The organism is Paraburkholderia gardini (assembly GCF_907164575.1).
In the GTDB taxonomy this organism is placed as follows: domain Bacteria; phylum Pseudomonadota; class Gammaproteobacteria; order Burkholderiales; family Burkholderiaceae; genus Paraburkholderia; species Paraburkholderia gardini.
In genome coordinates, this window is the sequence record NZ_CAJQYY010000032.1 from 24,709 (window position 1) to 50,407 (window position 25,699).

General features: G+C 62.5%; 22 protein-coding genes and 1 pseudogene. 18 read left to right on the forward strand and 5 right to left on the reverse strand.

The genetic code is table 11. The features are described 5' to 3' along the window. The first annotated feature begins 90 nt into the window (after positions 1–90). The 4 genes from LPA34_RS22945 (at position 91) to LPA34_RS22960 (ending at position 4,898) form a co-directional block, all read left to right on the forward strand. Positions 91–1,512, forward strand: a complete 1,422-nt coding sequence (locus LPA34_RS22945) for an MFS transporter (protein WP_228982575.1) — start codon at positions 91–93, stop codon at positions 1,510–1,512. 132 nt (positions 1,513–1,644) lie between these two features. Beyond that, positions 1,645–2,430 (forward strand): enoyl-CoA hydratase/isomerase family protein, encoded by a 786-nt coding sequence (locus tag LPA34_RS22950; RefSeq protein WP_228982577.1) that lies wholly within the window; start codon positions 1,645–1,647, stop codon positions 2,428–2,430. Between the two features lie 134 nt (positions 2,431–2,564). Beyond that, positions 2,565–3,761, forward strand: a complete 1,197-nt coding sequence (locus LPA34_RS22955; RefSeq protein WP_228982578.1) for an acyl-CoA dehydrogenase family protein — start codon at positions 2,565–2,567, stop codon at positions 3,759–3,761. A 9-nt stretch (positions 3,762–3,770) separates the two neighbouring features. Next, positions 3,771–4,898, forward strand: coding sequence for an acyl-CoA dehydrogenase family protein (locus tag LPA34_RS22960; protein ID WP_228982579.1), 1,128 nt, complete (start codon positions 3,771–3,773; stop codon positions 4,896–4,898). A gap of 137 nt (positions 4,899–5,035) precedes the next feature. Here the strand turns inward: LPA34_RS22960 and LPA34_RS22965 are convergent, their stop codons facing one another. Continuing rightward, positions 5,036–5,758, reverse strand: a complete 723-nt coding sequence (locus LPA34_RS22965; protein ID WP_228982580.1) for a nitroreductase — start codon at positions 5,756–5,758, stop codon at positions 5,036–5,038. 336 nt (positions 5,759–6,094) lie between these two features. Further along, complete coding sequence (locus LPA34_RS22970; protein ID WP_228982581.1) at positions 6,095–6,703, reverse strand: TetR/AcrR family transcriptional regulator; 609 nt, start codon at positions 6,701–6,703, stop codon at positions 6,095–6,097. 336 nt (positions 6,704–7,039) lie between these two features. Between LPA34_RS22970 and LPA34_RS22975 the strand changes: the two genes are divergently transcribed. Beyond that, positions 7,040–7,474: a DUF1254 domain-containing protein gene (locus LPA34_RS22975; protein WP_228982582.1), complete on the forward strand. Its 435-nt coding sequence runs from the start codon at positions 7,040–7,042 to the stop codon at positions 7,472–7,474. Positions 7,475–7,707: 233 nt separating this feature from the next. After that, entirely contained in the window at positions 7,708–8,085 is a 378-nt protein-coding gene (locus tag LPA34_RS22980; protein WP_324251778.1) for a BON domain-containing protein, read from the forward strand. A gap of 338 nt (positions 8,086–8,423) precedes the next feature. On the opposite strand, the gene LPA34_RS22985 is transcribed toward LPA34_RS22980, so the two are convergent. Next, complete coding sequence (locus LPA34_RS22985) at positions 8,424–9,338, reverse strand: glutaminase (RefSeq protein ID WP_228982583.1); 915 nt, start codon at positions 9,336–9,338, stop codon at positions 8,424–8,426. A gap of 135 nt (positions 9,339–9,473) precedes the next feature. Between LPA34_RS22985 and LPA34_RS22990 the strand changes: the two genes are divergently transcribed. After that, positions 9,474–10,226 (forward strand): AraC family transcriptional regulator, encoded by a 753-nt coding sequence (locus tag LPA34_RS22990; RefSeq protein ID WP_228982587.1) that lies wholly within the window; start codon positions 9,474–9,476, stop codon positions 10,224–10,226. 66 nt (positions 10,227–10,292) lie between these two features. Here the strand turns inward: LPA34_RS22990 and LPA34_RS22995 are convergent, their stop codons facing one another. Continuing rightward, complete coding sequence (locus LPA34_RS22995) at positions 10,293–11,924, reverse strand: DHA2 family efflux MFS transporter permease subunit (protein ID WP_458796461.1); 1,632 nt, start codon at positions 11,922–11,924, stop codon at positions 10,293–10,295. A 482-nt stretch (positions 11,925–12,406) separates the two neighbouring features. On the opposite strand from LPA34_RS22995, the gene mreB reads away from it, so the two are divergent. The 6 genes from mreB (at position 12,407) to LPA34_RS23025 (ending at position 19,820) form a co-directional block, all read left to right on the forward strand. Further along, positions 12,407–13,453 (forward strand): rod shape-determining protein, encoded by a 1,047-nt coding sequence (gene mreB, locus LPA34_RS23000; protein ID WP_228982589.1) that lies wholly within the window; start codon positions 12,407–12,409, stop codon positions 13,451–13,453. A gap of 121 nt (positions 13,454–13,574) precedes the next feature. Continuing rightward, positions 13,575–14,372, forward strand: a complete 798-nt coding sequence (locus LPA34_RS23005; protein WP_228982591.1) for an alpha/beta fold hydrolase — start codon at positions 13,575–13,577, stop codon at positions 14,370–14,372. Positions 14,373–14,553: 181 nt separating this feature from the next. After that, positions 14,554–16,836 (forward strand): amylo-alpha-1,6-glucosidase, encoded by a 2,283-nt coding sequence (locus LPA34_RS23010; RefSeq protein ID WP_228982592.1) that lies wholly within the window; start codon positions 14,554–14,556, stop codon positions 16,834–16,836. Between the two features lie 67 nt (positions 16,837–16,903). Continuing rightward, positions 16,904–17,764, forward strand: coding sequence for a MurR/RpiR family transcriptional regulator (locus tag LPA34_RS23015; RefSeq protein WP_228982594.1), 861 nt, complete (start codon positions 16,904–16,906; stop codon positions 17,762–17,764). A 129-nt stretch (positions 17,765–17,893) separates the two neighbouring features. Continuing rightward, positions 17,894–19,219, forward strand: coding sequence for an aspartate aminotransferase family protein (locus LPA34_RS23020; protein ID WP_228982595.1), 1,326 nt, complete (start codon positions 17,894–17,896; stop codon positions 19,217–19,219). 46 nt (positions 19,220–19,265) lie between these two features. Continuing rightward, positions 19,266–19,820: a carboxymuconolactone decarboxylase family protein gene (locus tag LPA34_RS23025; protein WP_228982596.1), complete on the forward strand. Its 555-nt coding sequence runs from the start codon at positions 19,266–19,268 to the stop codon at positions 19,818–19,820. A gap of 137 nt (positions 19,821–19,957) precedes the next feature. On the opposite strand, the gene LPA34_RS23030 is transcribed toward LPA34_RS23025, so the two are convergent. Then, a complete protein-coding gene (locus LPA34_RS23030; protein ID WP_228982597.1) occupies positions 19,958–20,269 on the reverse strand; it encodes a DUF4148 domain-containing protein in 312 nt (103 codons plus the stop codon). A 340-nt stretch (positions 20,270–20,609) separates the two neighbouring features. On the opposite strand from LPA34_RS23030, the gene LPA34_RS23035 reads away from it, so the two are divergent. The 5 genes and pseudogenes from LPA34_RS23035 (at position 20,610) to LPA34_RS23055 (ending at position 25,521) form a co-directional block, all read left to right on the forward strand. Then, complete coding sequence (locus LPA34_RS23035) at positions 20,610–21,035, forward strand: OsmC family protein (RefSeq protein WP_228982598.1); 426 nt, start codon at positions 20,610–20,612, stop codon at positions 21,033–21,035. A gap of 205 nt (positions 21,036–21,240) precedes the next feature. Then, positions 21,241–22,087: pseudogene (locus LPA34_RS23040) on the forward strand (isocitrate lyase/PEP mutase family protein). Between the two features lie 112 nt (positions 22,088–22,199). Continuing rightward, positions 22,200–22,826 carry a TetR/AcrR family transcriptional regulator gene (locus LPA34_RS23045; RefSeq protein WP_228982600.1) on the forward strand — a complete coding sequence of 209 codons (627 nt, stop codon included), beginning with the start codon at positions 22,200–22,202 and terminating at the stop codon, positions 22,824–22,826. A 30-nt stretch (positions 22,827–22,856) separates the two neighbouring features. Next, a complete protein-coding gene (locus LPA34_RS23050; RefSeq protein WP_228982601.1) occupies positions 22,857–24,356 on the forward strand; it encodes an MFS transporter in 1,500 nt (499 codons plus the stop codon). Positions 24,357–25,236: 880 nt separating this feature from the next. Further along, positions 25,237–25,521 carry a YodC family protein gene (locus LPA34_RS23055; protein WP_228982607.1) on the forward strand — a complete coding sequence of 95 codons (285 nt, stop codon included), beginning with the start codon at positions 25,237–25,239 and terminating at the stop codon, positions 25,519–25,521. Positions 25,522–25,699: the final 178 nt, after the last annotated feature.

The window sequence follows — 25,699 nt, forward strand, 5'->3', positions numbered from 1 at the left end:
GTTTCGTGTCCTCGCAGCAAAGGCCGAAAAAAGCTCCGATGTGCGTACCGTTTTGCTACTACAAATCTAATTGCCTGTCGGGACCGAGGTTTGGCATTGTCTGGACGCCGGTCCGAAGCGATCCAAGGAGGAGACATGTTTCAGAAAACCAGTCGATTGCGTGCCTGGATCGTGGTCGCCATGCTGTTCCTTTTCATGGTGATCAATTTCGCGGACAAGGCCGTCATTGGGCTTGCCGCCGTGCCCATCATGCGCGATCTCGGGCTATCGCATCAGCAGTTCGGGTTTGTCGGGGGCAGTTTCTTCCTGCTGTTCACTGTTTCCGGACTGCTCTTCGGGCTCGCGTCCACACGTATCAAAACCCGGTGGCTACTGGCGCTGCTGTCGATCGTATGGGCAATCGCGCAGTTTCCGCTCGTCGGGGCGGTGACCTATCCCATGCTGATAGCGTGCCGTGTGCTGCTCGGAGCGGGCGAAGGCCCCGCCTATGCGCTCGCCGCCCACGCCAGTTATAAATGGTTCGATAACACGAAGCGTAACTTTCCGACTGTCATCGTTCAGCAAGGCGCGAGTGTGGGGCTGCTGCTGGCAGGTCCGTGTCTGACTTTCCTGATCACGCGCTACAACTGGCATGCCGCATTCCTTGCCCTCGGTGTTGTCGGATGTCTTTGGACGGCATTGTGGCTGGTCGTCGGAGAGGAGGGCACCGTCGATGAAACGCCTCCTGCCAGCGAGCGGAAGGCGGGCGGGGCCCTAACGGACGCCCCTGCAGAAAGCGTGGGCTTCATCGTCAGGCAGATCGCGACCGACAGGACGCTGGTGGGCGGCATCATTCTGACATTTGTCGGATACGCCGTCGTCTCCGTCAACTTCACGTGGTTTCCTGCGTACCTGCGCACGGGACTTGGCTACCCGGCGAGCGAAACAGGCTGGCTGTTTTCGCTTATGGCGGGCCTGTCGATACCGGCCATGCTGACGGTCGCGTGGATTTCGCGCGTGCTGAAAGACAGAGGTGCTTCGTCGCATCTGTCGCGTGGTGTCATGGCCAGTGTGCCCGTTGCCCTGGCAGGCATCTTCATGTTGTGCACGACAGCTGACATTAGCGCGAGTGCAAAACTCGTGTGCTACACCATCGCGAGCGTACTGAGCCAGTGCGGCATGACCCTCTCGCCGATGATGATCGGCGAAGTGGTGGCGACACGGCAGCGAGGCGCATGGCTATCCGTCGTCACGGCGCTCGGCACGTTCGCCGGAGTACTCGCCCCGCCCATGATGGGCCATTTCGTCAGCGTGGCGCATGGATCTGCCGTGGGATTCGAGAATGGCTTTGCCGTCCTTGGTGGGCTGCTGATTCCAGCAGGACTACTCGGTATCTGGCTGATGAATCCAGAGGCATCGGCGCGGCGGTTGCAACTGCGACGCATGCTTCGCGAGAATGCCAACGCGCAGAGCCCCGCCGCATATGAAGAGAGCAGCTCCGATACGGCGCAACCCCTGAAGCGAAGCGTATAGCGAGTGGTTGGCCGCTTTAATGGCATCCCGGATTCCCCGGATATCTACTACCTGCCTTCAATGAACCGGCTCGCTGCCGGGGGAGAGACCTATGTCCCGTGAAATCAGGCACACGCCGCTGGAGTCTGCCGCATGACACATGATCAGTTGCTGTTTGATGTAAAAGACGGCGTCGCCACGCTGACACTGAACCGTCCCGAGCAAAAGAACGCGCTGGATCTGCCCATGCGCGACGGGCTCGATGATGCAGTCCGACGGATCCGGCGCGACCGTGAAATTCACGCAGTTATTTTGCGCGGAGCTGGCGGCGACTTCTGCTCCGGCGGTGACGTACGCGGCATGTCGCCGCGAAGCGCGGAAGACGGGCGCAACCGTATCGACGATCTGCATCCGTTTGTGAGCGCTCTGATAGATCTGGACCGGCCGGTGATCGCGGCGGTAGACGGGGTCGCGTATGGCGCGGGTTTCAGCCTGGCCCTGACAGCTGACTTTGTGATCGCCACGCCGCGCGCGCGGTTCTGTCTGCCGTTCCTCAAGGTCGGTCTCGTGCCGGACTGCGGCGCGTTTTATACGCTGCCGCGCGTGATGGGCCTTTCGCGGGCGAAAGATCTGGTTTTCACCGCGCGTGAAATCGGCGCCGACGAAGCGCAACGAATGGGCGCCGTATTTGAAATCCATTCCCCCGACAAGCTGTACCACCGGGCAGAGCAGATCGCGCAAAGTCTCAGCGGGGCTTCTTCTATCGCGTTCGGGCTCTCGAAACGGGCCTTGAACATGTCGCTAGGCAGCGATTTACGAACGATGCTGGAAATGGAGTCGACGGCGCAGGGTATCGCGTGCACCACGCAAGCGCATCAGGATGCCGTACAACGTTTCAAGGAAAAGCTGCCCGCGCGCTTCCAGTGGACCGCAGCGTAGACGTCATTCGTTGAAGGCGACCGCTCTTGCGGGGACACGGCAGTTCAACGTTGAGCAGTGAGGAAACAGGTGAAGGGCGCTCCTGCGAACGTCGACAACACTTGTGAACAGATTTCAGGAAAGAGGACAGGCAGATGGACTTACGCCCTACCGCAACGGAACAGGCCTTCCGTGAAGAAGTCAGGGCCTTTTTGCAAGCCCAACTTCCGGCTGACATCCGCGACAAAGTGCTAGGCCACCAGCGCATGGAGAAAGACGACTATGTGCGCTGGCATCGCATCCTGCACGCGCACGGATGGGGCGCGCCGGGCTGGCCGAAGGAGTTCGGCGGCACCGGCTGGAACACAATGCAACGGCTCATCTTCGATATCGAGACTGGACGTGCGGGCGCACCATGGTTTCTGCCGTTTGGTGTCAACATGATCGGGCCTGTGTTGATCAAGTACGCCAGCCCCGAGATTCAGGCGCGCTTTTTACCGCGGATTCTGGCGGTAGACGATTTCTGGTGCCAGGGCTATTCCGAGCCCGGCTCCGGCTCCGATCTCGCTTCGCTCAGGACAAGCGCGATCAGGAAAGGCGACCGCTATATCGTGAACGGCCAGAAGACCTGGACCACGATGGCGCACTTCGCCGACTGGATTTTCTGCCTCGTGCGCACGAATCCCGAAGCGAAGCCGCAGGAAGGCATTTCGCTGCTGCTGATCGACATGAAATCGCCCGGCGTCAGTGTGCGCCCGATCGTGACGCTCGACGGCGGACACGACGTCAACGAAACGTGGTTCGAGGAAGTTGAGGTGCCGGTCGAGAATCTGGTGGGTGAGGAAAATCGCGGCTGGACTTACGCGAAGTATCTGCTTGGGCACGAGCGCACGGGCATTGCCGGAATCGGCCACTGCTATCGCGAGCTGCGTCTTTTGAAGCGCTACGCTGCGCAGTCCCCCGACGGCGCGGGCGGCACCATGCTCGACGACGTACGCATGCGCGACAAGATCGCGCGTATCGAAATGGATGTGATGGCGCTGGAGATGCTGCTGCTGCGCGTGGCGACGGCGGATGCCTGGAAAGCGCCGGGTCCGGAGGCGTCGATCGTAAAGATCCGCGGCTCGGAACTTCAGCAGGACATCGCGATGTTGCAGCTGGAGGTTGCCGGACCGCATGCGTGGCCTTATTCGCCGCAATGGCTCGAGGCCGGCGCCGAACAGCCTGTCAACGGGCCGGCATGGGCCGCGCCTGCTGTTTCCACGTATTTCGACATGCGCAAGACGTCGATCTATGGGGGGGCGACCGAAGTGCAGAAAAACATCATCTCCAGGATGATTCTCGGCCTTTAGGAAAGAACCATGGATTTCACTTACAGCGAAGAGCAGCAGATGCTCGCGGACAGTCTGCGCCGTTTTGTTGAGACCGAATACACGTTTGAAAAGCGGCGCAGGCGTGCGCGCGAAGCAGCGAGCTTCGACCCGCGGATCTGGTCGTTGCTGGCGGACATGGGTGTCATCGGCCTCACTGTGCCGGAGGAGTACGGTGGCTTTGGCCAGGGCCCCGCGAGCAGGGTCGTGGTGCTGCGTGAACTGGGTCGGGCGCTGGTGGTCGAACCGGTCGTTCCGGGCGGCGTCGTCGCGGCGGAAGTGCTGAATGCATTTGGCAGCGCGGCGCAGAAAGATGCGTGGCTGGCAGCGATCGCCAGCGGTAAACGTATCGTGACGACTGCGTGGCTCGAACCGGGCACACGTTACCGGCCGGAAGCCGTGAGCACGGTCGCACATCGAACTCGGGACGGCTACGTGCTCGACGGTGTCAAGTCACTCGTCTGGCACGGCGAAACAGCCGATGCGATGTTGGTCACGGCGAAACTCGACGACAGCAACGAGATCGGACTCTTCATCGTGCCGCGCACCACGCCAGGCCTCACCGTCACCGATTACCCCACCATGGATGGACTGCGTGCCGCTGACCTGACGCTGGAATCCGCTATGGTTGAAGAAGATGCGGTCGTAGGTCGGCCGCAAGACGGGCTGAACGCGCTCACGCATGGGCTCGATCACGGCATTGCTGCAATCTGCGCAGAGGCTGCCGGCGCGATGGAGAAGCTGATCGAGATCACAGTGGAATATTTGCGTAACCGTCGTCAGTTCGGCCAGCCGCTGGGTGCTTTTCAGGCTTTGCAGCATCGCATGGCCGACATGCTCGTGCAGAAGGAGCTGGCGCTGTCGATGGCCTATGTTGCGGCTCAGGCGCTCGACGAAGCGGATCCGGCCCAGCGCCGCCGCATGCTGTCTGCCGCCAAGGTCACGGTCGCAAAAGCGGGGCGTTTTGTCGGCCAGCAGGCAGTGCAACTGCATGGGGGAATGGGTATGACCGACGAACTGGAAGTCGGCGACTATCTGAAGCGCCTCACGATGTTCGATCCGTTATTCGGCGACAGCGACTACCATGTCGCGCGTTATTGCGAGGTCATGCAAGGCTGAGCGTGATGGCTGCGGCGCATCGCTGCCCGGGCGTCGTACGGGCGCCCGTTGGCGATGCGTGGCCAGGGGCTCGCGGAACGGTAGCCGATCTTGTGGGTTTGCGCGCAATGCTGGCGGGGAGTTGATGCAGCCATCTTCTAGGCGGAAATCCACTGGACGGCTTCTTCGAGCGGGGCGCGATTCGTTCGATACGAATTGGCAGGATGTCCTTCGTCTGCATAGCCGAAGGATATCGCACACACCATCCGCCGGTCCGCGCCCAGGTTCAATTCGCGCCTGACGACCTTCGCGTACGATGACAGCGCCGCTTGAGGAACCGTTGCGACGCCGCTCGCGTGCGCGGCAAGCAGAAAGTTGCTGACGTAACATCCACAGTCGATTGCCCCATAGATGCCGAGTGCCTCGTCCGTGGTGATAATGGCCACATGCGGAGCGCCGAAACACCGAAAGTTCTCGAGCGCCTGCTGGCTATAGGCGGCCTTATCGCCACGTCCAATTCCCAACGCGCTGTAGAGCTGGAATCCGGTCTCGCGCCGACGGTCCAGATAGACCCCCTTGTACTCGCGGGGGAATGCAAAGTCGGGTTCCTGAGGTGCTTCGTTTGACGCATGTTCGTAGAGTGTGCGCATGAGTCGCTCAGTACCTTCGCCCTCCGTGATCGTGACATGCCATGACTGACTGTTGCACCACGAGGCCGTCCGTTGGGCCGTGACGAGAATTTTCTCGATGGCGTCCCGGGGAACAGGCCCCGGCCGGAATGCGCGACAGCTATACCGCTCGTCAAGCAGTCGTCGAACGACCTCAAAATCGTTGTCGTGGCGTGTGGTCGCCGATAGTTTTTCTGGTCCAGACGAATACATGGGGACTCCGGATTCCGGTGGGATTTTTTAATTGGGCTGGCACGCTCGATCCGGATTCCGGCCGGGACTCTCCCGGCGGTTCGCACGCTGCGTCTGGACAGAGGTATCAATGCCAGACAATCTTTGCCAAGCCAGCCGCTGTCTCGTCCACGATTATGCCGCTTCGTCATTTTAGTTGAACAGGTATTTCGTTATGTATTCAGAGGTTGTGCCGCAGCTACAGGACCGCAACTCCTCGCCGCTCGTGTGAGCACACTGCCGGACAATTGAACGCTCGCTTCGCGTCAGACAGCGGTGGGAACTGCCAGGGTCGTCGCCGTGCGGCGGCGAACCGGCTCAACGGTTCACGCTTCTGGCAACACCGCCTGCAAGTCCAGCCGTGCCGAAGTCGACTAGTTGATTGAGCAGGGTCGTCGTGGCGCCTTCCCTCCCGGTTTCGCGCAGGACACGAGCGACGGAAAAGATCACCGTGTCCGTCAGGAAGGCGAATCGCCTCCGGATCGTTGCCGCCGGGATACCGGGCAATGCCTTGTCGATCAGATCGAACGCACGGGTGAGCGCGTCCCTGACATTCGGGTCGGTGGCTTCAAATCCCCTTAGCGCAGGGCTTAGATTCGTTTGCGCCAGAACCTGGACATAGTAAATTCCCCACGCCTCTTTCCGAACAACATCGAATAACGGTCGTACTGTTGCGAGAACGATGGCACGCACATCTCCAGCTTGACCCTTCTGCTCGAGACGGTCGAGGTACTGTTGTCGAACGGCGTTGATGTGCCGAAGGCGCATATGAAGCAACTGCGATACGAGCCCGGCGCGCGAGCCGAAGTGATAGTGCAGCGCCGACGGGTTCCGCTGACCACCCTCGTTGACGATGCGACTCAGGGATACCGCTTCCACGCCGTTTTCAGCAAAGAGCCGCTCCGCGATCTCGATTAGCAGGGCCACTGTCGAAGGCAGGGCGTCTGGGGCATGCACCGGGTCCGCGGCGCCTGCACGGGGTCTCCCGGCATTCCGCTTGACCGGGGGGGCTGCACTCGATGGCATGCCGCAACTCCATAGTCAGATTGATGTAGGTTGTCAATGCTACCTGAACGCCAACACCTCTCCGTGTCTCCAGGGAATACGCCGATTGGGACGTGTCGCATAGAATTAATATAATGCATTACATTAATCAGGTGTGGCGCTGGGTAGCTCGCCCGGATGCCCCAGCAAGGAAACAGCTATCACATGATCCAGCCTGTTACCCGCCGTTCCGTTCTGCAAGCCCTTCCGGCGACAGGCATGAACAGCATCCTGGTCGCCTGTGCAATGCGTGGCAACGCGGGCCAGCCAGTTGCGGATGCATATCAGTTCGGGTATCGCGCGTACTTGTATGGCTTCCCCACGATCTGCCTGACCCGATTGAGCTACAGGCGCATGGCGATCGGAGATCCGGTAACCGGCGAGCATCACCGCTGGGGTGTCAGGGCGTTTCGGGATCACTTCATCACGCTTGCCGTGGTCGGTGCGCCGCAGACCGATACGCTCTATTCGAACGCGTGGATCGATCGCACGCGCGAGCCTCACCTGCTGGAGATTCCGCACATCGACGGCCGTTACCGGAGCATGCAATGCTGCGATTTCTTCGGTACGACCTTTGACCTGCCGAGCCGACGTACCGCCCCGGAAGAGACAGTTGTCGCGCTGCCCGGGTTAGTTCCGGCTACTACTGCCTGAAAGACCGTAACAACTCCACCAGCCATCCGGAAGGAGTTGCCGTTGACGCAGACTACAGCGCGTCGAAACGGACGACGCTTTACGCGCAGTTCAGACATGTCGACGACAAAGGCACCATGACCACGACGATTGCATACCGCCAGCCGGTCGCGCCGGAGATGTCGGGCACGGCTGCGATGATCGGCACTCACCACAATTTCTGACACCATGACGACAAGAAAAGGAGTAGCACGATGAAGATGACCACATGCAAATTGGGAATCAGCGCATTGATCGCCGCGGTTTGTGCGGGTGGCGTAACGCCAGCATGGTCGCAATCAAGCGATACTGTCTCGGCCGCGTCTGGCGCTGCGGCGTCTGGTGCCTCGAACGCCAAGGCGGAGCGGCGGGCGAATCGTGTGCTTCAGAAGCAAATTTATGCGGCCTTCGCGAAGCACCAGGAGATCGACGCGGGCAGTATCAGCGTCAAGGCGAAGAACGGCGCCGTGACCATCAACGGCACGGTGACGGATGCCACGCAGATCGAAAAAATTACTGGCATTGCGCGGGGCGTTGCAGGCGTGACGTCGGTTACGACGAAGCTCTCCGTGCAGCGGCCGTTAGGGCAGTAAGGGAGCGTAAGTCTTTAGGCGTGGGTTCACAGTGAATGCCACGCCGTGGGTAATCTCTCGCTGCAAAAACGTTCCGGCGGCCCGATGGCGCCCGCTCCACCCTTGTGCTTCCTTTGCCAGCCAGGCGCACTTAGCGACGCGCGGACCTGCGGCAGACATTCCAGAGCTTGGCGCCGCGCGCATTGACGAAAGCCTGGTCGGTCGCAGGCGGTTTTTCCCGCACACTTCGATGTGCACCGCTACGAAAACGATGTGATGACGCCTCGCGCAGCCTGATCGCGATACGGGGGGAAGAGCAGGGGATATCCGCCGCGAGCCAGACCTGGCGCGGCGTTCAATCAGAAGATGGACTGTTCGGTGAACGTGGTGAGCCATTCCAGTGCGAGCGTGCCGGCGAGCGAATTACCGTTCGCGTCGAGCCCCGGCGACCAGACGCATACCGCCATTTCACCGGGCAGCACCGCGACGATGCCGCCACCGACGCCGCTTTTGGCCGGCAGTCCGACGCGGTAGACGAAATCGCCGGCGGCGTCATAGGTGCCGCAGGTCAGCATCAGGGCGGAGAGCCGTTTGGCCGAACTGGCGTCGACGATGTGTTCGCCGGTCGAAGGCACCACGCCGCGGTTGGCGAGAAACAGCGCCGCGCGCGCCAGCTCGACACAGCTCATCGAAATCGCGCACTGACGGGTGTATGCGTCGACCACGAGGTCAGGCGGCATCTTCAGATTGCCGAAGCTCGCCATGAAATGCGCCATCGCACGATTGCGGTGGGCGTGCTGCAGCTCCGAGTGCGCGACGGCCGCGTCGTAGCCGATTGCGCGCTCGCCCGAAAGGCGCCGGATGAATTCCACCAGCGCCGTCTCCGCCTTCACGAACCGGCGGCACAGGACGTCGGTGACGACCAGCGCGCCGGCATTGATAAACGGGTTGCGCGGCTTGCCCTGTTCGGCCTCCAGCTGCACGAGCGAGTTGAACGCCGTGCCCGACGGCTCGCGGCCGACGCGCTGCCAGAGGTCGTCGCCGAGCAGCTGGAACGCCAGCGTGCAGGCGAACAGCTTCGAGATGCTCTGGATCGAAAAGCGCGTGTCGGCTTCGCCGGTGCAAAACACTTCGCCGGTCGTGCGGACGATCGCCATGCCGAAGCGCTCAGCGGAGATATTCGCCAGTTCGGGGATGTAACTGGCGACGCGCCCCTTTCCCAGCCAGGGCTTGAGATCGCAATGAATCTGGTCGAGGATGCCGGAATAGTTCATGGGTGAGCACGGTTGAAAGTCGCGATTCTAGCGGTAACCCGGGGCTGGCGGCGCGCCGGCGCAGATGCTGCGCGCCTTCGTTCAACATGCTAGATTTGCTCCGTTTTATCGATCGGCAGGGCAAAACGGACAACCATGAACGACGTGATCGATCCGGAACCTTCTGGCGGCGCTGTCTTCGTGATGGCGGAGCGGTGTCTGGCCGGCGCGGGCATCTGGCACACGGGCGCGCGGGCGCGACTCGTCGGAGCGCGTGATCGGGTGCTCACGGTGCGCACGGAAGCCGGCATGTGGGTCGCGCCGCCGAAGTGCGCGGTGTGGGTGCCGGCCGGCGTGCTGCATCGCGTGTCGTGCGCGAAGGACGCCGCGCTGCGCACGCTGTACGTCGACGGCGATGCGGCGCCGGCTCCTGAACATTGCTGCGTGGTGAGCGTCGATCCGCTGACCGACGCGCTGCTGACGGCCGCCAGCGCATTCGGCGCCGATTATCCGCCCGAAGGGCCGCAGGCCCGCATCGTGAGCGTCATTCTCGACCAGTTGCCGCTGCTCGCGCCCGTGCCGCTCGCGCTGAACTGGCCGAGGGACCTGCGGGCCCAGCATATCGCCGACGCATTGCTTGCCAACCCCGCATGCCCCGACGTCCTCGACGATCTCGCCGAGGCCGCCAGCGTGACCGCGCGCACGGCGGCGCGTCTTTTCTCGAAGGAGACGGGGCAGACGTTCGGCCAGTGGCGCCAGCAGTTGCGCCTGCTCTGCGCGCTGGCGCGGCTCGGTTACGGCGCGAGCGTCACACAGGTGGCGCTGGAGGTGGGATATAACGACGTGTCGTCGTTTATCGCGGTGTTCCGGCAGGCGCTGGGTGAAACGCCCGCGCGGTATTTCCGCTGAGCGCCGCCGCGTGACGCATGACGCATGGCCGTGGCCTGCTGAAACACACAGATCTTGAGCGCCGCGTCAATGCGCGCCCGACGCGCCTCCACCGCCGCCTTTGCCCGGCCGCGTGATCCAGATGAGCGGAATGATCAGGATGAAAATGATCGCCGAGATAAAGAAGATGTCGTTGAGCCCCATCATCGCGGCCTGCGTATTCACCTGAAAATCGAACAGCGCATGCGCCGATTGCGTATTCAGATGCAGCAGCGACTGCGTCGAATCGATCTGCTGGTTGAAGAGGGGATTATTGATGCTGGCGCGCTCGGTCAGCCGTTCGTGATGGAGCACCGTGCGGTTATTCCAGGTGTTGGTCGCAATCGATGTCCCGACCGCGCCGCAGAACACCCGCACGAAATTCGACAGCCCTGCGGCCGCCGGTATTTTATGGGGCGGCTGCCCGGCGAGGATGATCGCCGTGAGCGGCACGAAGAACATCGCCATCGGAATGCCCTGCAGCAGCGTCGGAAGCACGAGATGCCAGGTGTCGATCTCGATCACATACTTCGAGCGCATATAAAAGACGATCGCGAAGCCGACAAACGCGAGCGTCGCGATAATGCGCGCGTCCGAGCGTGGCAGCACCCGCCCCATCACGGGCGCGAGAATCACCGCGAAGATGCCGAGCGGCGCGGTCACGAGGCCGGCATCGACGGAGCGGTAGTTCAGATACTCCTGCATCCATTGCGGCAGCAGCACGAGATTGCCGAAGAACACGCCGTAGGCGACCGAAATCGCAATCGTCCCGCCGAGAAAATTGCGCTGTTTGAAAAGACGCAGATCCACGATCGGGTTTTCCCCGGTCAATTCCCACACGAGAAAGAGCGCGAAGCAGATCACCGCCGTAAGGCCGAGCACGACGATAAACGGTGACGAAAACCAGTCCAGATCCTTGCCCTTGTCGAGCATGATCTGGAGCGAGGCGACCCAGGCGACCAGCAGCCCAAGGCCGACGACATCGATCGGCAGCTTGCGGGTGGGGCTTTCGCGATGACGGTAGATCATCCACGTCACGCCCGCCGCGAAAATGCCGACCGGAATATTGATGTAGAAAATCCACGCCCACGAATAGCTGTCGGTGATCCAGCCGCCGAGGGCAGGACCCGCAATCGGGCCGACGGTCGCGGTCATCGCCCAGAGCGACAGCGCCGTCGATGATTTTTCCTTCGGCCACGAGCTCAGCAGGATCGCCTGCGAGAGCGGAATCAGCGGCCCGGCGACGGCGCCCTGCAGCACCCGTGCGCAGAGCAGGATGGGCAGCGTCGGCGCGATCCCGCATAGCCACGACGATAACGAGAACATCAGGATCGCGCCCACGAACAGCTTGATCTGGCCGAGACGCTGCGTGAGCCAGCCGGTCAGCGGAATCGACACGGCGTTGGCCGCGGCAAAGACGGTAATGACCCACGTGCCTTCATCGACGGATACGCCCAGGTTGCCCGAGATGGTCGGAATCGCCACGTTGGCGATCGACGAGTCGAGCACATTCATGAACGTGGCGAGTGCGACGGCAAATGTCGCGAGCGCCAGCTGGGCGCCATGAAGCGGCGCGGGCGCGGCGGGTTGCCCTGGTGGGCCTGACGGACGAGGCCCGGCCGGCCCGGCGGTAGTGCCGGGCGAACCGGATGAACCCGGCGGGGCAGGAGGCTGACTCAAGCGATTCTCCAATCCAGTCCAGTGAACGCTTCCATGCGACGCACGGAGCAGCAATAGAAAAAGGCGTGAAAAGGATACCTGCAATCGGGAGCCCATGTGGCGCGCGCGGACACTGGCGCATCCGGAACAGGGCGCCTGTTTCAGTTTGAAAGGATTTCGGGCGTATGGCGGCGGCTATATCGCGTCGCGCACTGCAATATCACCCGATATTTCACGCAAAATCTGATGATCGACGTAAAAAACACTCTGACAGTGGGCGTTTAGGCATTATCCCAATCGGTAATAATTTAATTCCAAGTGTAATTTTGTGTAAAATCGCGCGCCCCCTCAAGTTTTTTGAGCGGGGTGCCGTTAATGGGTTAATAGCCCGAAAAAAGCACCTGACGCGCGATCGTGGCCCGCCTCTCAAGGCTCGACGCAATGCCGACGGACATCTGGCCGCTCCGGCAGCGGACGGCCGCTTACACCAGTAGAGCCTGCCCATGGCCCGCGCGATGCCGCAACAATCCTTCTTCAAACGGTTCTTCAGCCCGAACGTGGCTGTGGACCTCGGCACGGCCAATACGCTCATCTATACGCAGGACGACGGCGTAGTGCTCAACCAGCCTTCCGTGGTGTGCTTCCAGAAGCACGCGCCGGCCGGTCAGGAGCGGGTGGCGGCGGTGGGCAAGGAAGCCAAGCAGCTGCTCGGCCGGGTGCCTGGCAATCTCGAAGCGGTACGCCCGATGCGTCACGGCGTGATCGCGAATTTTGCCGCAGCTGAACACATGATCCGCCAGTTCGTCGACATGTCGAGCACGGTGCCGCGTTTCGGCCGCCGTGCGTCGTTCACGATCTGCGTGCCGGCAGGTGCTACCCAGGTCGAGCGTCGCGCGATCCGCGAAGCCGCGACCGCCGCGGGCGCGTGGAAAGTGAACCTGATCGGCGAATCGCTTGCCTCGGCCGTCGGCGCGGGGTTGCCGGTGTCGGAAGCGACCGGTTCGATGGTTGTCGATATTGGCGGCGGTACGACGGAAGTCGGCGTGATCGCGCTGGGCGGCATGGCGTATAGCGGCTCGATTCGCGTTGGCGGCGACCAGTTCGACCTCGCGATTGTCAATTACGTGCGCAGCGTCTACGGCGTCGTGATCGGCGACCAGACCGCGGAGCACGTGAAGAAGACCATCGGCACCGCGATCCGCGACGTGCCGACCGAGCGCATCAACGCAACCGGCCGCAGCCTCGACGACGGCCTGCCGCGTACCGTCCAGCTGACGAACCAGGACATCGCCGATGCGATTGTCTCGCCGCTCGCACAGGTGATCGGCGCGGTGAAAATGGCGCTTGAATGCGCGCCGCCGGAACTCGTGACGGACATCGCCCACAGCGGCATCGTGCTGACGGGTGGCGGGTCGCTGCTCGCGAATCTCGACCGTTATCTCGCGAACCAGCTGGGCCTCGACGTACGCGTCGCCGACGAGCCACTGACGTGCGCCGTGCGCGGCGCGGGCGCGGCGTCTACACTGCTGCATTCGCACGCTTTCGACTGAGCGCGCGCGGCGCACGCAGTACGACTGCAGGCGGCGCGCGCGCCGCTTCCATTTGCCATTTGTGAACTCTCCCGATCCTGTTTCATCGCTGCCGCTCGTTACCTTGAGCAACGGCTTACGCATGCCTTACGAGGCGCGTGGTGACGGCGAGCTGCTGCTGTTCGTCCACGGCTCGCTGTGCGACTACCGTTACTGGCAACCGCAGATGAGCGGCCTGTCGGCCCGCTACCGGTGCGTCGCGGTCAGCCTCACGCACTACTGGCCCGCCACGGAAACACCGGCCGGCATGCCGTTCAGCTGGAGCCAGCACGCCGACGAAGTCGCGGAATTCATCGACCGTCTGGGGGCCGGGCCCGCGCACGTCGTGGGCCATTCGCGCGGCGGCTGCGTGACCTTTCATTGCGCGCGGCGTCATCCGCAGCACGTTCGAACCCTGACGCTCGCCGATCCGGGCGGACCGCTGCAGATCGCCGGGCGACCGCCCGCGACGCTGCCGGCACCCGTCAACGCGCTGCGCGCCCGCGCGGCGCAACTGATCGAGACGGGCGACGTGGAAGCCGGGCTGCAACTCTTCGTCGATTCGGTGAGCCGTCCGGGTTTCTGGGCGAAAAGCACCGCCGGTTTTCGCCGCATGGCAACCGACAACGCACATACGCTCGCTCCGCAGTTCCAGGATCCGCTGCCGGCCTACACACCCGACGATGCCGCGGGTGTCCGCTGTCCGGTGCTGCTGATCGACGGCGAGAAAAGCCCCCTGATGTTTCATCGCACGGTTGACGCGCTCGCGTCATGGCTGCCCGATGCGCGTCGCGAAACGGTGGCAGGCGCCTCGCACGGCATGAACCTCGCGCACCCCGCGGCGTTCAATCGCTATATCGATGGAATGATCAGCGACGTCGGCGTCGGCACGACGCGCTGAAGCGCGGATGCTTCGCATGGGTACCGATGGTTTATCGCTATCGTCGCGGCGCGCCGTTCGCGTATACCGCGAAACCGCCCGTCTGCCGTTCAATCCTGATATATCGCAAGCGTCCTCTATTCGTGCGATTCACGAAGACCTTCTACAATCGGTACGACGCTAACCGGAAGGAGAAAAGTTGATGCAGGATCCAGAAGCACTCGGTGGACTGTCGCATGCGGGCCAGCAGGACGTGAATGCGCCCGATGCGGATGCCGTTTTCATTCCGCCGGAAAACCTCCCGGTTGCGGCCGCGAACCAGTACGTGCTGAAATCGGGCGATACGTTTATCGTCAACGACCCGCTCGGCGATATCACGGGCCGCGACGACGGGCTTTTTGTTAACGACATGCGTGTGCTGTCGGCGCTGCGTCTCACGTTCGGCGGCCGTGCGCCTTCGCTGCTCTCGGGCAGCGTCAGCAGCGACAACACGGCGTTTACCGCGCATCTGACGAATCGTCCGTTGCCGCCGCTCGGCGGCACGAGCACACCCGAAGGCGTGATCCACGTCGAGCGCGTGCGTGTGCTTTCCGGCACCGTGCTGAACGAAGCCATCGAACTGACGAACTACGGCACGAGCGATGCCGTCGTGCCTCTGTCCATTTCGTTTGCGAGCGATTTCCGCGACATGTTCGAAGTGCGCGGCCTCAAGCGTCCGAAGCAGGGCACGATCGAGGCGCCGCGCGTCGAGAACGGCGAGGTGCTGCTCGGCTATGTCGGGCTCGACAACGTCGCGCGCCGCGTGCGCATCGCGTTTTCACCGACGCCCATCAAACTGCTCGCCGACCGCGCTGACTTTTCGGTGCAACTGCCGGCGCAGGCGTGCGTGTCGATCTATCTTTCAGTTGCGGTCAAGGTTGAAGCGCACGGTGCGGCCGTCGCGAGCGCGCAGATTTCGAAACCGGCGCATGGCACGAGCGAAACGCACCTGTCGCAGATCGACACCGCGCGACCGCGCGTGGGACGCGCGGCTGTGCGTGCCGCGCTCGTCGACGCCCATCTCGTGATGCGCGAGCGGCGCCGTGTGACGGCGCGCGTGCGCTCCAGCAATCCGCTCTTTAATGCGTGGATCGAACGGTCGCTCGCCGACCTCGGCCTGCTGACCACGGACCTCGCGACCGGGCCGTATCCGTACGCGGGCATTCCGTGGTTCTCGACGCCGTTTGGCCGCGATGCCGTCATCACGTCGTTGCAGACGTTGTGGCTGCAACCGGGCCTGGCGCGCGGCGTGCTGCGCTTTCTCGCCGAACATCAGGCACGCGAAAATTCCGCGTTTCGCGATGCCGAAGTCGGCAAGATCATGCACGAGATGCGCAAGGGCGAAATGGCCGCGACCGGCGAGGTGCCGTTCGCGCTCTACTACGGCGGCGTCGACACCACGCCGCTCTTTATCGTGCTGGCCGGCGCCTACGTCGCGCGCACCGACGATCGCGGCCTGATCGACGAACTGTGGCCGGCACTCGTGCGCGCCGCGGCGTGGGTCTCGGGCGTGTGCGACAAGAATCGCTATGGCCTGCTCGACTATCAGCGCGCGTCCGATGGCGGTCTGGCAAACCAGGGCTGGAAAGACAGTCACGACTCCGTTTTTCACGCTGACGGACACTTCCCCGACGGCCCGATCGCGCTGGTCGAGGTACAGGCCTACGCGAGCGCCGCGTTCGACACGATGGCACATTTCGCCAGACTGCGCGGCCTGACTGACGAGGCCGCAGGCTACGCAAAGCGCGCGTGGTCGATTCGCGAATGCGTCGAAGAGAAGTACTGGATGGAAGACATGGGCTTCTACGGTATCGCGCTCGACGGTCATGGCGATCTGTGTCGCGTGATGGCATCGAACGCCGGGCATCTGCTGGCGTTCGGGCTCGCCGGGAAGGAGCGCGGCGAAGCGGTGGCACGCGGTCTCGAATCGGCGCTCTTTCACACCGGCTGGGGCGTGCGCACGCTCGCCGCCGACCAGGCCCGTTTCAACCCGATGGCGTATCACAACGGTTCCGTCTGGCCGCACGACAACGCGTTGTGCGCGCGCGGCCTCGCGCGTTACGGCGCGAAGGGTGCGGCAGTGCGGCTGTTGCAGGCGCTCTTCCAGGCGGCGGTGAACTTCGATATGCGCCTGCCCGAACTCTTCTGCGGCTTCCCGCGTCGTCGCGGCGAACCGCCCACGGCCTATCCGGTCGCGTGCCTGCCGCAGGCGTGGGCCGCGGGGTCGCCGTTCATGATGCTGGAAGCGTGTCTCGGCATCACGATCGACGCCGAAAAACGCGAAGTCCTGATCGAACAGCCGATGCTGCCGGATGGTATCGACTGGCTCGAAGTGGGAGACCTGCGCGTGGGCGATGCGTCGGTGACGATCACGTTCACGCGCGTGGCCGGCAAGGTCGTGGCTTCGGCGGAACAGGGCGATGTCAGAGTGGTGGCGTTGCTATAGCACGACGCGGCGCATGCGATGTTCCGGGTGGTAACATTTGTTGTCATCCTCCTTCCCGGTACATCGCATGCCCGACAGTTTCGACCAGCTCGCCGCCCTGATCCGGGCGCGCTTCTCCGAACTGAGCCCGCAATTCCAGATGGGCGCGGCATTTCTGCTCGATCATCCCGACGAAGTCGCGGTTTCCTCGATGCGCAAGGTGGCGGAGCGCGCGCATGTGCAACCGGCGTCGCTCGTGCGTCTTTCACAGCAACTCGGCTTTCCCGGCTGGAACGAACTACGTGATCTGTTCGTCGCACGCGTGCGCACGCGGCCGGAGCCGCTCACCAGCCGCGCGCGTTCGCTCGTCAAGGCCAGCGCCAAGGATGCGCTTGCACACGACCTGCTCGTCGCGCAGCAACACAATCTCGAACTGACCGCGGCTCACAACGCACGCACTACCGTCGAGGCCGCGCGCGTGCTGCGGCGCGCGCCGCACGTGCACGTCGGCGGGTTTCGCTCGTGCTATGCCGTCGCGTTCGGGCTGGTGTATGGCTACCGGCTGTTTCGCTCATCGGTGTCGCTGCTTACCGGTGAAGCGGGCACACTCGAAATGCAGTTGCGCGGTATCGATCGGGACAGCGCGACGATCGTGATCAGCTTCGCGCCGTATTCGGTCGAAGCCGTGCGCGTTGCCGAAGCGGCACTCGAAAAAGGCAGCAAGCTGATCGCCATCACCGACAGCGCGGTGTCCCCGATCGCGCTGAACGCCGACAAGGTGCTGATCTTTTCGCATGAGAGCCCGTCGTTCTTTCCATCGCTGGTGGCGGCCACGGCGATCGCCGAATCGCTGGTCGCGCATCTGCTGGCACTCGAAGGCGCGGGCGCCGTCGAGCAGCTCGAACAGGCCGAGCGCGCGCTGCATGCGAAGGGCGCTTACGTCGCCTGATTCCAGATTGCGATTCGCTTCGGTCCGGTATTCATTTGATGTGTCGGCATCCGTTTTGACAACATATGTTGCGATGATGTATAAATGCACATCGCGTGTTGAAACTCCCCGCTCGTCAAAAGGAATCGCATGTCCACCGTCTTTCACCGGATGCCGAAGAAGGCATTGCCCGTAGCCGTCGCTGGTGACGGCATTGAAATCATCGATTCGACCGGCAAGCGTTATATCGATGCCTCCGGCGGCGCGGCTGTTTCGTGTCTGGGGCACAGCAACCAGCGTGTGATCGATGCGATGAACCGGCAGGCGCGGCAACTGCCTTATGCACACACCTCGTTTTTTACAACCGGTGTGGCCGAGGAACTCGCCGACCGTCTGGTGGCCGACGCGCCGGAAGGTCTCGACCATGTGTATTTCGTCTCGGGCGGTTCGGAGGCAATCGAAGCGGCGCTCAAGCTTGCACGGCAATACTTCGTCGAGAAGGGCGAATTGCAGCGGCGCCATTTCATCGCGCGCCGGCAGAGCTATCACGGCAACACGCTGGGCGCGCTCGCGATCGGCGGCAATGCATGGCGGCGCGAACCGTTTCTGCCATTGCTGATCGAGGCGCATCACGTGAGCCCGTGCTACGCGTATCGCGAGCAGCGCGCGGACGAAACGGAAGAAGCGTTCGCGCAGCGTCTTGCCGACGAGCTTGAACAGAAGATCCTGACGCTCGGCCCCGATACGGTCGCGGCCTTTGTCGCGGAAACCGTCGTGGGCGCGACGGCCGGCGCGGTGCCGCCAGTGCGCGAGTACTTTCGCAAGATTCGCGCCGTGTGCGACCGCTACGGCGTGCTCCTGATCCTCGACGAAATCATGTCGGGCATGGGGCGCACCGGCTATCTGTACGCATGCGACGAAGATGGTGTCGCGCCCGATCTGCTGACCATCGCGAAGGGTCTCGGCGCCGGTTATCAGCCGATCGGCGCGACGCTCGTGAGCGACCGGATCTATCGGACGATTACCGGTGGGTCGGGATTTTTCCAGCACGGTCACACGTATATCGGGCACGCCACGGCCTGCGCGGCCGCACTCGAAGTGCAGCGCGTGATTGCCGAAGACGCGTTGCTCGACAATGTGCGCGCGCGCGGCGAGCAGTTGCGCGCGCTGCTGCGCGGGCACTACGCGCAGCATCCGCATATCGGCGACGTGCGCGGCCGGGGTCTCTTTGTCGGCGTCGAACTGGTGCGCGACCGCGAAACGAAGACGCCGTTCGATGCCACACTGAAGCTTCATGCAAGGATCAAGGCCGAAGCGTTTCAACGCGGCTTGATGGTGTATCCCATGGGCGGCACGGTCGATGGAAAAAACGGCGATCATGTATTGCTCGCGCCGCCGTTTATCTGCACGGAGGGCGACATCGGCAACATCGTCGGCCGGCTCGCCGATGCAATCGATGCCGCGTTGCCCGCCTGATGCCTGATAACCGCGCACTTTCATCACGACCTGACACGAACCGACCATGACCAGCCGTCTGCCTGACTTCGACCCGTCGCGCGCGACGCCTGAACAGAAAGCCGTGCTCGACGAAATCCTGTCGGGGCCGCGCGGCAATCTGAACGGACCGTTCCCCGGCTGGATTCACAGCCCCGAACTCGCGCAGCATGCGCAACGGCTGGGCGCGTTCTGCCGTTACCAGACGGGGCTGCCGCTGCGCCTCTCCGAACTCGCGATCCTGGTGACCGCACAACGCTGGCAGGCACAGGCCGAGTGGTACATCCATCATCCGATCGCGCTAGGAGCGGGCGTGCCGGAAGCCGTCGCCGAAGCGATCCGCAACGGCCAGCGTCCGTCGTTCGACAACACCGACGACGCGCTCATCTTCGATTTCGCCAGCGAACTGTACGAGACGAAACGTGTATCCGACGCAACTTATACGAAGACCGTCGGGCGCTTTGGACACACGGTGACGATCAATCTCGTCGGTCTGCTCGGCTATTACGCACTGGTCGCGATGACGCTCAACGTGTTCGGCATGCGTGCAGAGGGGCAGGAGAGCCTGCCGTTCGCGGAATAAGCCTTACCGCACAAACCGGCGCGGAATGCGGAATGTGGAATGCGAAAACGCCCCGACTGGCATGGCCAGTCGGGGCGTCTCTTTTACTGCTCGACGCTTGCTGGCTGTTACGCCAGCCGCTCGCTCAGCTACCGCGTTTAGTTACCGCGATACGTCGCGAAGATGCCGTTTTCGAGCTCCGGGCGGCTGCCCGATTGCGACGTCGAAGTCTTCACGCCGCCCACTGCCTCATTCTGTTGCGGCGTCACCGAAGCGGGCGTGGCGGTCTGGGCCGAATACAGCTTCGGATAGTTCGTGTCATTCTGGTTGAGCAAGCCCGCTTTCTGCGCGGCTACCAGTTCTGCGCGAACCTGTGCGCGGGTCAGCGGCGCGTTGGACTGCTGAGCGAACGAGACGGCAGGAACAGCGAGAACGGATGCAATCAGTGCTGCGGAAAGAAGGGATTTCATGACAACCTCCAGGGTTTGATTATGGGTTCTTTGTGGCTTAATTGCCCTGCCTGAACCGTTGAATCAAGTCTATTCCGCAGTCTCCGTGTGAAAAAGCGCGAATTGGGATAAGCATTGTTACTAATCCTGAAATAATGGCGGCGCCACTGTGGGTGAGAGGATCACGTCACGGCGCTTACATCGGGAAGCGCCTATCATGAAGAGCGGTCTACGCCCACGCCTGTCCGACGCACGGCGCACATGACATTCCGCCGATCCGCAGAACCCCAGGGCGAAACCGCTGCGGAAGGATGGAAAGGGAATCGCGGCTGTGCAGGCAGCGCATTACTGGAGAGAAGCGATGAAGCGCAAGGCATCAGCAGTCTGGCAAGGCGGCCTGCAGGACGGCAAGGGCTCGATCTCCACCGAAAGTACGGTTCTCAAGGAGACGCAATACTCTTTCTCGACGCGCTTCGAAAACGGCGTCGGCACCAATCCTGAAGAACTGATCGCGGCTGCGCATGCGGGCTGCTTCTCGATGGCGCTGTCGGCGGAACTGGGCAAGGCGAATCTCAAGGCCGAACGCATCGACACGACGGCGACGGTCACGCTCGACAAGGTGGACGGCGGTTTCGCGATCACGTCATCTCACCTTGACGTGAAGGTCAGGATTCCAGGCGCCGACAAGGCAGCGTTCGACAAAGCCGCGGGCGACGCGGAAAAGGGCTGCCCGATCTCGAAGGTCCTGAACGCCAAGGTCTCGATGAACGCGACGCTCGAAAGTTGAGTGCGGGTTGCAGGCCTGTTTGCGTAGTGACCGGACGTCAGGGCGGCGCGGACATCCGGACCGGTTCCGGTCCGTCCGCGCCCGCCGGGCCGCTGAACCTCCGGCCCGACAGCGTCTTTCCGGATTCGTGTGAACACGCGCCGTATGCGGCGACCATGATGCACGGTTGCATGAATCCGCCCGTCGAACTTCAACGGAATCCGCGATGAAATCACAGTCAGAAAAAGCCCAGCTTCTCAGGACGTATCACGAGAACAAGGAGACGTTCGTCATTCCCAACCCGTGGGACATCGGCAGCGCCCGGCTGCTCGCGCTCGCGGGCTTCAAGGCGCTCGCGACGAGCAGTGCCGGCTACGCGTTCACGCGCGGTCTGCCGGACAACTCGATCGGGCGTGAACAGATGATGCTGCACCTCGCCGAGATCGCGTCGGCGACCGATCTGCCGGTGAGCGCCGATCTCGAGAACGGCTTCGGCGACGCGCCGCAGGAGGCCGCTGAAACGATTTCGCCAGGCGGCGGCAACGGGCGTAGTGGGCGGCTCGATCGAAGACGCAACGGGCCGCGCCGGCGATCCGCTGTACGCGATCGATTTCGCCACTGAACGCGTGCGCGCCGCGGTCGAAGCGGCACGCGCGCTGTCGTTTCCCTTCGCGTTGACCGCCCGCGCCGAGAACTATCTGGTCGGCCACGCGGACCTCGCCGATACGATCCGACGCCTGCAGGCATACCAGGAAGCCGGCGCCGACGTGCTGTACGCGCCAGGCCTGAAGAGCCGCGAGGACATCGCGGAAGTCGTCCGGTCCGTCGACCGTCCGGTCAATGTGCTGATGGGATTGCAGGGCGCGCTACTGAGCGTCGAGGATCTCGCCGCGCTCGGCGTGCGGCGTATCAGTGTGGGCGGATCGCTGGCGCGCGCGGCGCTCGGCGCGTTGGTGCGGGCGGCCGGGGAAATCATGGAGCACGGCACGTTTACGTATTCCAGCGACGCGGCCAGCAACGCCGATATCAACGCGCTTTTCGCGAAAGCGTCGCATACGTGGGGTGCGAAGTAGGGACGACGCGCGGCGATCCGCACGCCGCCGCGCACCCCTGGCGTATGGCTGCATGCCGGCTCCGCGACCAGAGCCCTTGAATTATTGAACAACCAGTCATAATATACGGGCCATGAGTAAGCCCGTCATCTCCCGAAAACCGTCTGCCTCACCCGGCCGTGGCCGCCCGCGCGAGTTCGATACGCAGACGGTGCTCGCCTGCGCCAGCGAGGTTTTCTGGAACCACGGTTATCACGCCACGTCGGTCGACGATCTCTGCAAGGCGACCGGTGTGCTGCGTGGCAGCCTGTACGGCGTGTTCGGCGACAAGCACGGGTTGCTGCTGGCCGCGCTCGACCATTACGCGGACGGCTCGATTGCCCGGCTCGCCGAGCGTCTGAGCGCGAACGTGCCGCCCGAAGAAGCGCTGCGCAACGCCTTGATGCACCACGCGCGCGCCGCGTCGGCGCTGAATGCGCAACGCAGCTGTTTCATTACCAACGCCACACTCGAGATGTCGGCCGACGACATCGCATTGCGCGAGCGTATCGAATCCATCCAGCGCCGTACTATCACGCTGCTATCGGCGGCGGTGATCCGCGGGCAGGCAAGCGGCGCCTTTAACGCCACGCTCGACGAAAAATCCGTCGGCGAATTCCTGTTGTGCATCACGCAAGGGCTGCGCGTGCTCGGCAAAACGCCGCGCGACGAGCAGCAACTGACCTCCATCGTCGATCTCGCCATGCGCGCGCTCGTCTGATTTTTTTCGCTAATTTTTGAACGATCGGTCATGAATAATCAATCCTTGAAGCCTTCTGCATCGGGTGTGGCGGTGTGCCCGGCAGGGGCTGGCGCACCCGGTTCCCGTGCGGCGGCTGCGCCGCAGCGGTTCGAGCGACAGGGGCCCGCGCTGACCGTGCTGTTCATCGGCGCCTTTCTCGCGCCGCTCGACTACTTCATCGTCAATCTCGCGCTGCCGTCGATCCATACCGGCCTGCAGGCCACCGACGCCCAGTTGCAACTGATCGTGTCGGCGTATGCGTCGGCCTACGCGGTGCTGCTGATCACCGGCGGCCGCCTCGGCGATCTGTTTGGCCGCAAGCGCATGTTCATGGGCGGCATGGCGGCCTTTGTACTCGCGTCGGCGCTGTGCGGCTTCGCGACGAGCGGCCATATGCTCGTGCTTTCGCGCATCGTGCAGGGCATCGCCGCCGCCGTGATGGCGCCTCAGGTGCTCGCGACGATCCGCGCCGTCGTGCCGACGCACCAGCAAACCAGGGTGATGAGCTTTTACGGCTTTGTTTTCGGGCTCTCGTCGATCGTCGGGCAGCTCGGCGGTGGTGCGCTGATTACCTATCGCCCGTTCGGCCTCGACTGGCGAATCATCTTTCTGCTCAACATTCCAGTCGGTATCCTGGCGTTTCTCGGCACATGGCGGTTCGTGCCTGAGAGCCAGCCGGCCGAAAGCACCGGTGTCGATCTGAAGGGCGTCGGGCTGCTGTCGCTGCTGCTGATGCTGGTCATCTATCCGATGACGCATGGGCGCGAAGCCGGCTGGCCCGCATGGACCTTCGTGATGTTCGCGCTCAGCGTGCCGGTGCTCGCGCTCTTTATCGCCGTCGAGCGGCGGATCGAACGCGCGGGCGGCCATCCGCTCGTCGACCTGAAGCTGTTCCGCAATCCGGCATTCGCAACGGGGCTTGTGCTGGCGTTCCTGTTTTACTGTGAAAGCGCGTTCTTTCTAACCTACGGCATTTATCTGCAGACCGGCCTGCACTGGACGCCGTTCGCCTCCGGTATCGCCATCATGCCGTTCGCGACGGGCTTTATCGTGGGCCCGTTCATGTCGCCGGCGATCGTGCGGCGCATCGGCAGCCATGTGCTGACACTCGGGTTCACAATGCTGGCGGCGGGCTTTTCGGTCGTCACATGGGCCGCCGGCCAGAGCGCGACTCCGCAACCGGTTTTCTATCTGGGTCTCGTCTGTGTGGGGATCGGCCAGGGGCTCGTGTTGCCTTCGCTGATGCGCATCGTGCTCGCCGAGGTCGTGCCGGAAAAGGCGGGCCTCGCCTCCGGCATCGTTTCATCGACGTTGCAGATCGGCGCCGCATTCGGCACGGCCGCGATCAGCGGGGTGTTCTTCGGCGTACTCGGGCATCAGACGACGGCCGCTGCGTATTCGCACGCGTTCCAGGTCTGTATTGGCATCACTACCGTGCTGTTGTTCATCTGCATTGCCTTGAGCATGCTGCTGGTCCGGCATCAGCGGATCGCGGCGCGGCATGCGTGATCCGGATGAACCCGGATTGCAATGACGCTTTAATTAAAGATGAGCCGTCTGATTGACATACGGATGACAAAATCGTCAGGGTCATTTACTGCGACGCGAAAACGATTTCCAGATTTCATGTGAATATTTAATGGATTTAAGAAATCCACGTATGCATCGCGTGTTCAGGGATGATTAAAAACCCTGCTTCGCGAAAGCCATGGTGGTAATTTTATTAATAATAGACACGGAATCCGGGAATCGTTGCGACACGAGAAGGCCGTCAGCCGGAATTTCATGTAAATTGCGCGCGACTGCGAAAACCTGTGTGCGCCTGCCCGCAAGACTTTTGCGGCGGCGCATCACTGACTGGCATGTTACGTTCCGCCTGCGCAGCAGTATGTTTCAATCTGTTCCTGAAAGTAATAAACCGTATTGATTGAAAAAACACTTGCCTGGATAAAATTCGATTGTTAATCTTGGCGGGCATTTTGAATTTAACGTCAGTCCGGTGATCGGAATTCGAAGGTCTGGATTGAAGGCGAAGTCCGATTTTGTGAACGACAGTGCTTGAATCGCGGTTCACATTCAAAATCTGCTTAAGTGTTGTCTGCGCGTTGCATGAATTCCGGACCTCGGGATAGCCACGGCAGTTCCGCTTCGACCATGTCCTGTGTTTCATGCAAGTTTCACGCTTTGCATATTCCTTCGCATCGCTCGCTGTATCGCCGAAAAGCCTGATTTGACGTTCCAGACCAGACTGTCGTTCCTGCTGCTGAATGAACGGAGCCCGTCAGTGGGTGGCGTCCCGTCGTACACAGCGCCAGGTGGCCTGTTTCAGGTTCACGCATCGCGGCATCGACAGCTGGGCGCAATTGATCTATTCGTACCGGGGATACTTATGTTGACTGCTACCCTCGACACTGCCGATACGCCGCAACCCGACACCTACCGCGTCGGTGACGTGGTGACACTGAAATCAGGCGGCGCGCGCATGACCGTGACCCATGTGGGGCCCGTTGCGCTGGCGGAAGGGAGCTGGCTCGTCTGCCAGTGGTTCGACGAGCATGGCGAATTGCGCCAGGACGTGTTTGCGCTCGACCGCGTGCGGCCCGAGCCGCGCTCCATCTCCGCCGGCTCCGTGCAGTTACAGCAGCGGTTCGTGCGATTCGGTTACGGACGCTGATTGCGCGTCGACGCCGTCTGTCCGCGCTTTCGTCATTCTTTTCATCCGCTCACGCCGGCGCGCCCGTTCGCGTCGGGCTGCTGCATCGTGAGACGTTCCTGAAACGGCCGCTTCCGCGCGGCCGCTCAACGTTGTTCCGCTTCACGCGCGTCTTGACGTAATAACGTACGTCAGGCTT

Bases quoted from the DNA above. Each gene is read 5' to 3' on its own strand.
- LPA34_RS23035 (WP_228982598.1), top strand. From the start codon at position 20,610: ATGAAGCGCAAGGCATCAGCAGTCTGGCAAGGCGGCCTGCAGGACGGC.
- LPA34_RS23050 (WP_228982601.1), top strand. From the start codon at position 22,857: ATGAATAATCAATCCTTGAAGCCTTCTGCATCGGGTGTGGCGGTGTGC.
- LPA34_RS23005 (WP_228982591.1), top strand. From the start codon at position 13,575: ATGCCTTACGAGGCGCGTGGTGACGGCGAGCTGCTGCTGTTCGTCCAC.
- LPA34_RS23055 (WP_228982607.1), top strand. From the start codon at position 25,237: ATGTTGACTGCTACCCTCGACACTGCCGATACGCCGCAACCCGACACC.
- LPA34_RS23015 (WP_228982594.1), top strand. From the start codon at position 16,904: ATGCCCGACAGTTTCGACCAGCTCGCCGCCCTGATCCGGGCGCGCTTC.
- LPA34_RS22980 (WP_324251778.1), top strand. From the start codon at position 7,708: ATGAAGATGACCACATGCAAATTGGGAATCAGCGCATTGATCGCCGCG.
- LPA34_RS22950 (WP_228982577.1), top strand. From the start codon at position 1,645: ATGACACATGATCAGTTGCTGTTTGATGTAAAAGACGGCGTCGCCACG.
- LPA34_RS23025 (WP_228982596.1), top strand. From the start codon at position 19,266: ATGACCAGCCGTCTGCCTGACTTCGACCCGTCGCGCGCGACGCCTGAA.
- LPA34_RS23020 (WP_228982595.1), top strand. From the start codon at position 17,894: ATGTCCACCGTCTTTCACCGGATGCCGAAGAAGGCATTGCCCGTAGCC.
- LPA34_RS22955 (WP_228982578.1), top strand. From the start codon at position 2,565: ATGGACTTACGCCCTACCGCAACGGAACAGGCCTTCCGTGAAGAAGTC.
- LPA34_RS22990 (WP_228982587.1), top strand. From the start codon at position 9,474: ATGAACGACGTGATCGATCCGGAACCTTCTGGCGGCGCTGTCTTCGTG.
- LPA34_RS23045 (WP_228982600.1), top strand. From the start codon at position 22,200: ATGAGTAAGCCCGTCATCTCCCGAAAACCGTCTGCCTCACCCGGCCGT.
- mreB (WP_228982589.1), top strand. From the start codon at position 12,407: ATGGCCCGCGCGATGCCGCAACAATCCTTCTTCAAACGGTTCTTCAGC.
- LPA34_RS22965 (WP_228982580.1), bottom strand. From the start codon at position 5,758: ATGTATTCGTCTGGACCAGAAAAACTATCGGCGACCACACGCCACGAC.
- LPA34_RS23030 (WP_228982597.1), bottom strand. From the start codon at position 20,269: ATGAAATCCCTTCTTTCCGCAGCACTGATTGCATCCGTTCTCGCTGTT.
- LPA34_RS22985 (WP_228982583.1), bottom strand. From the start codon at position 9,338: ATGAACTATTCCGGCATCCTCGACCAGATTCATTGCGATCTCAAGCCC.
- LPA34_RS23010 (WP_228982592.1), top strand. From the start codon at position 14,554: ATGCAGGATCCAGAAGCACTCGGTGGACTGTCGCATGCGGGCCAGCAG.
- LPA34_RS22960 (WP_228982579.1), top strand. From the start codon at position 3,771: ATGGATTTCACTTACAGCGAAGAGCAGCAGATGCTCGCGGACAGTCTG.
- LPA34_RS22975 (WP_228982582.1), top strand. From the start codon at position 7,040: ATGAACAGCATCCTGGTCGCCTGTGCAATGCGTGGCAACGCGGGCCAG.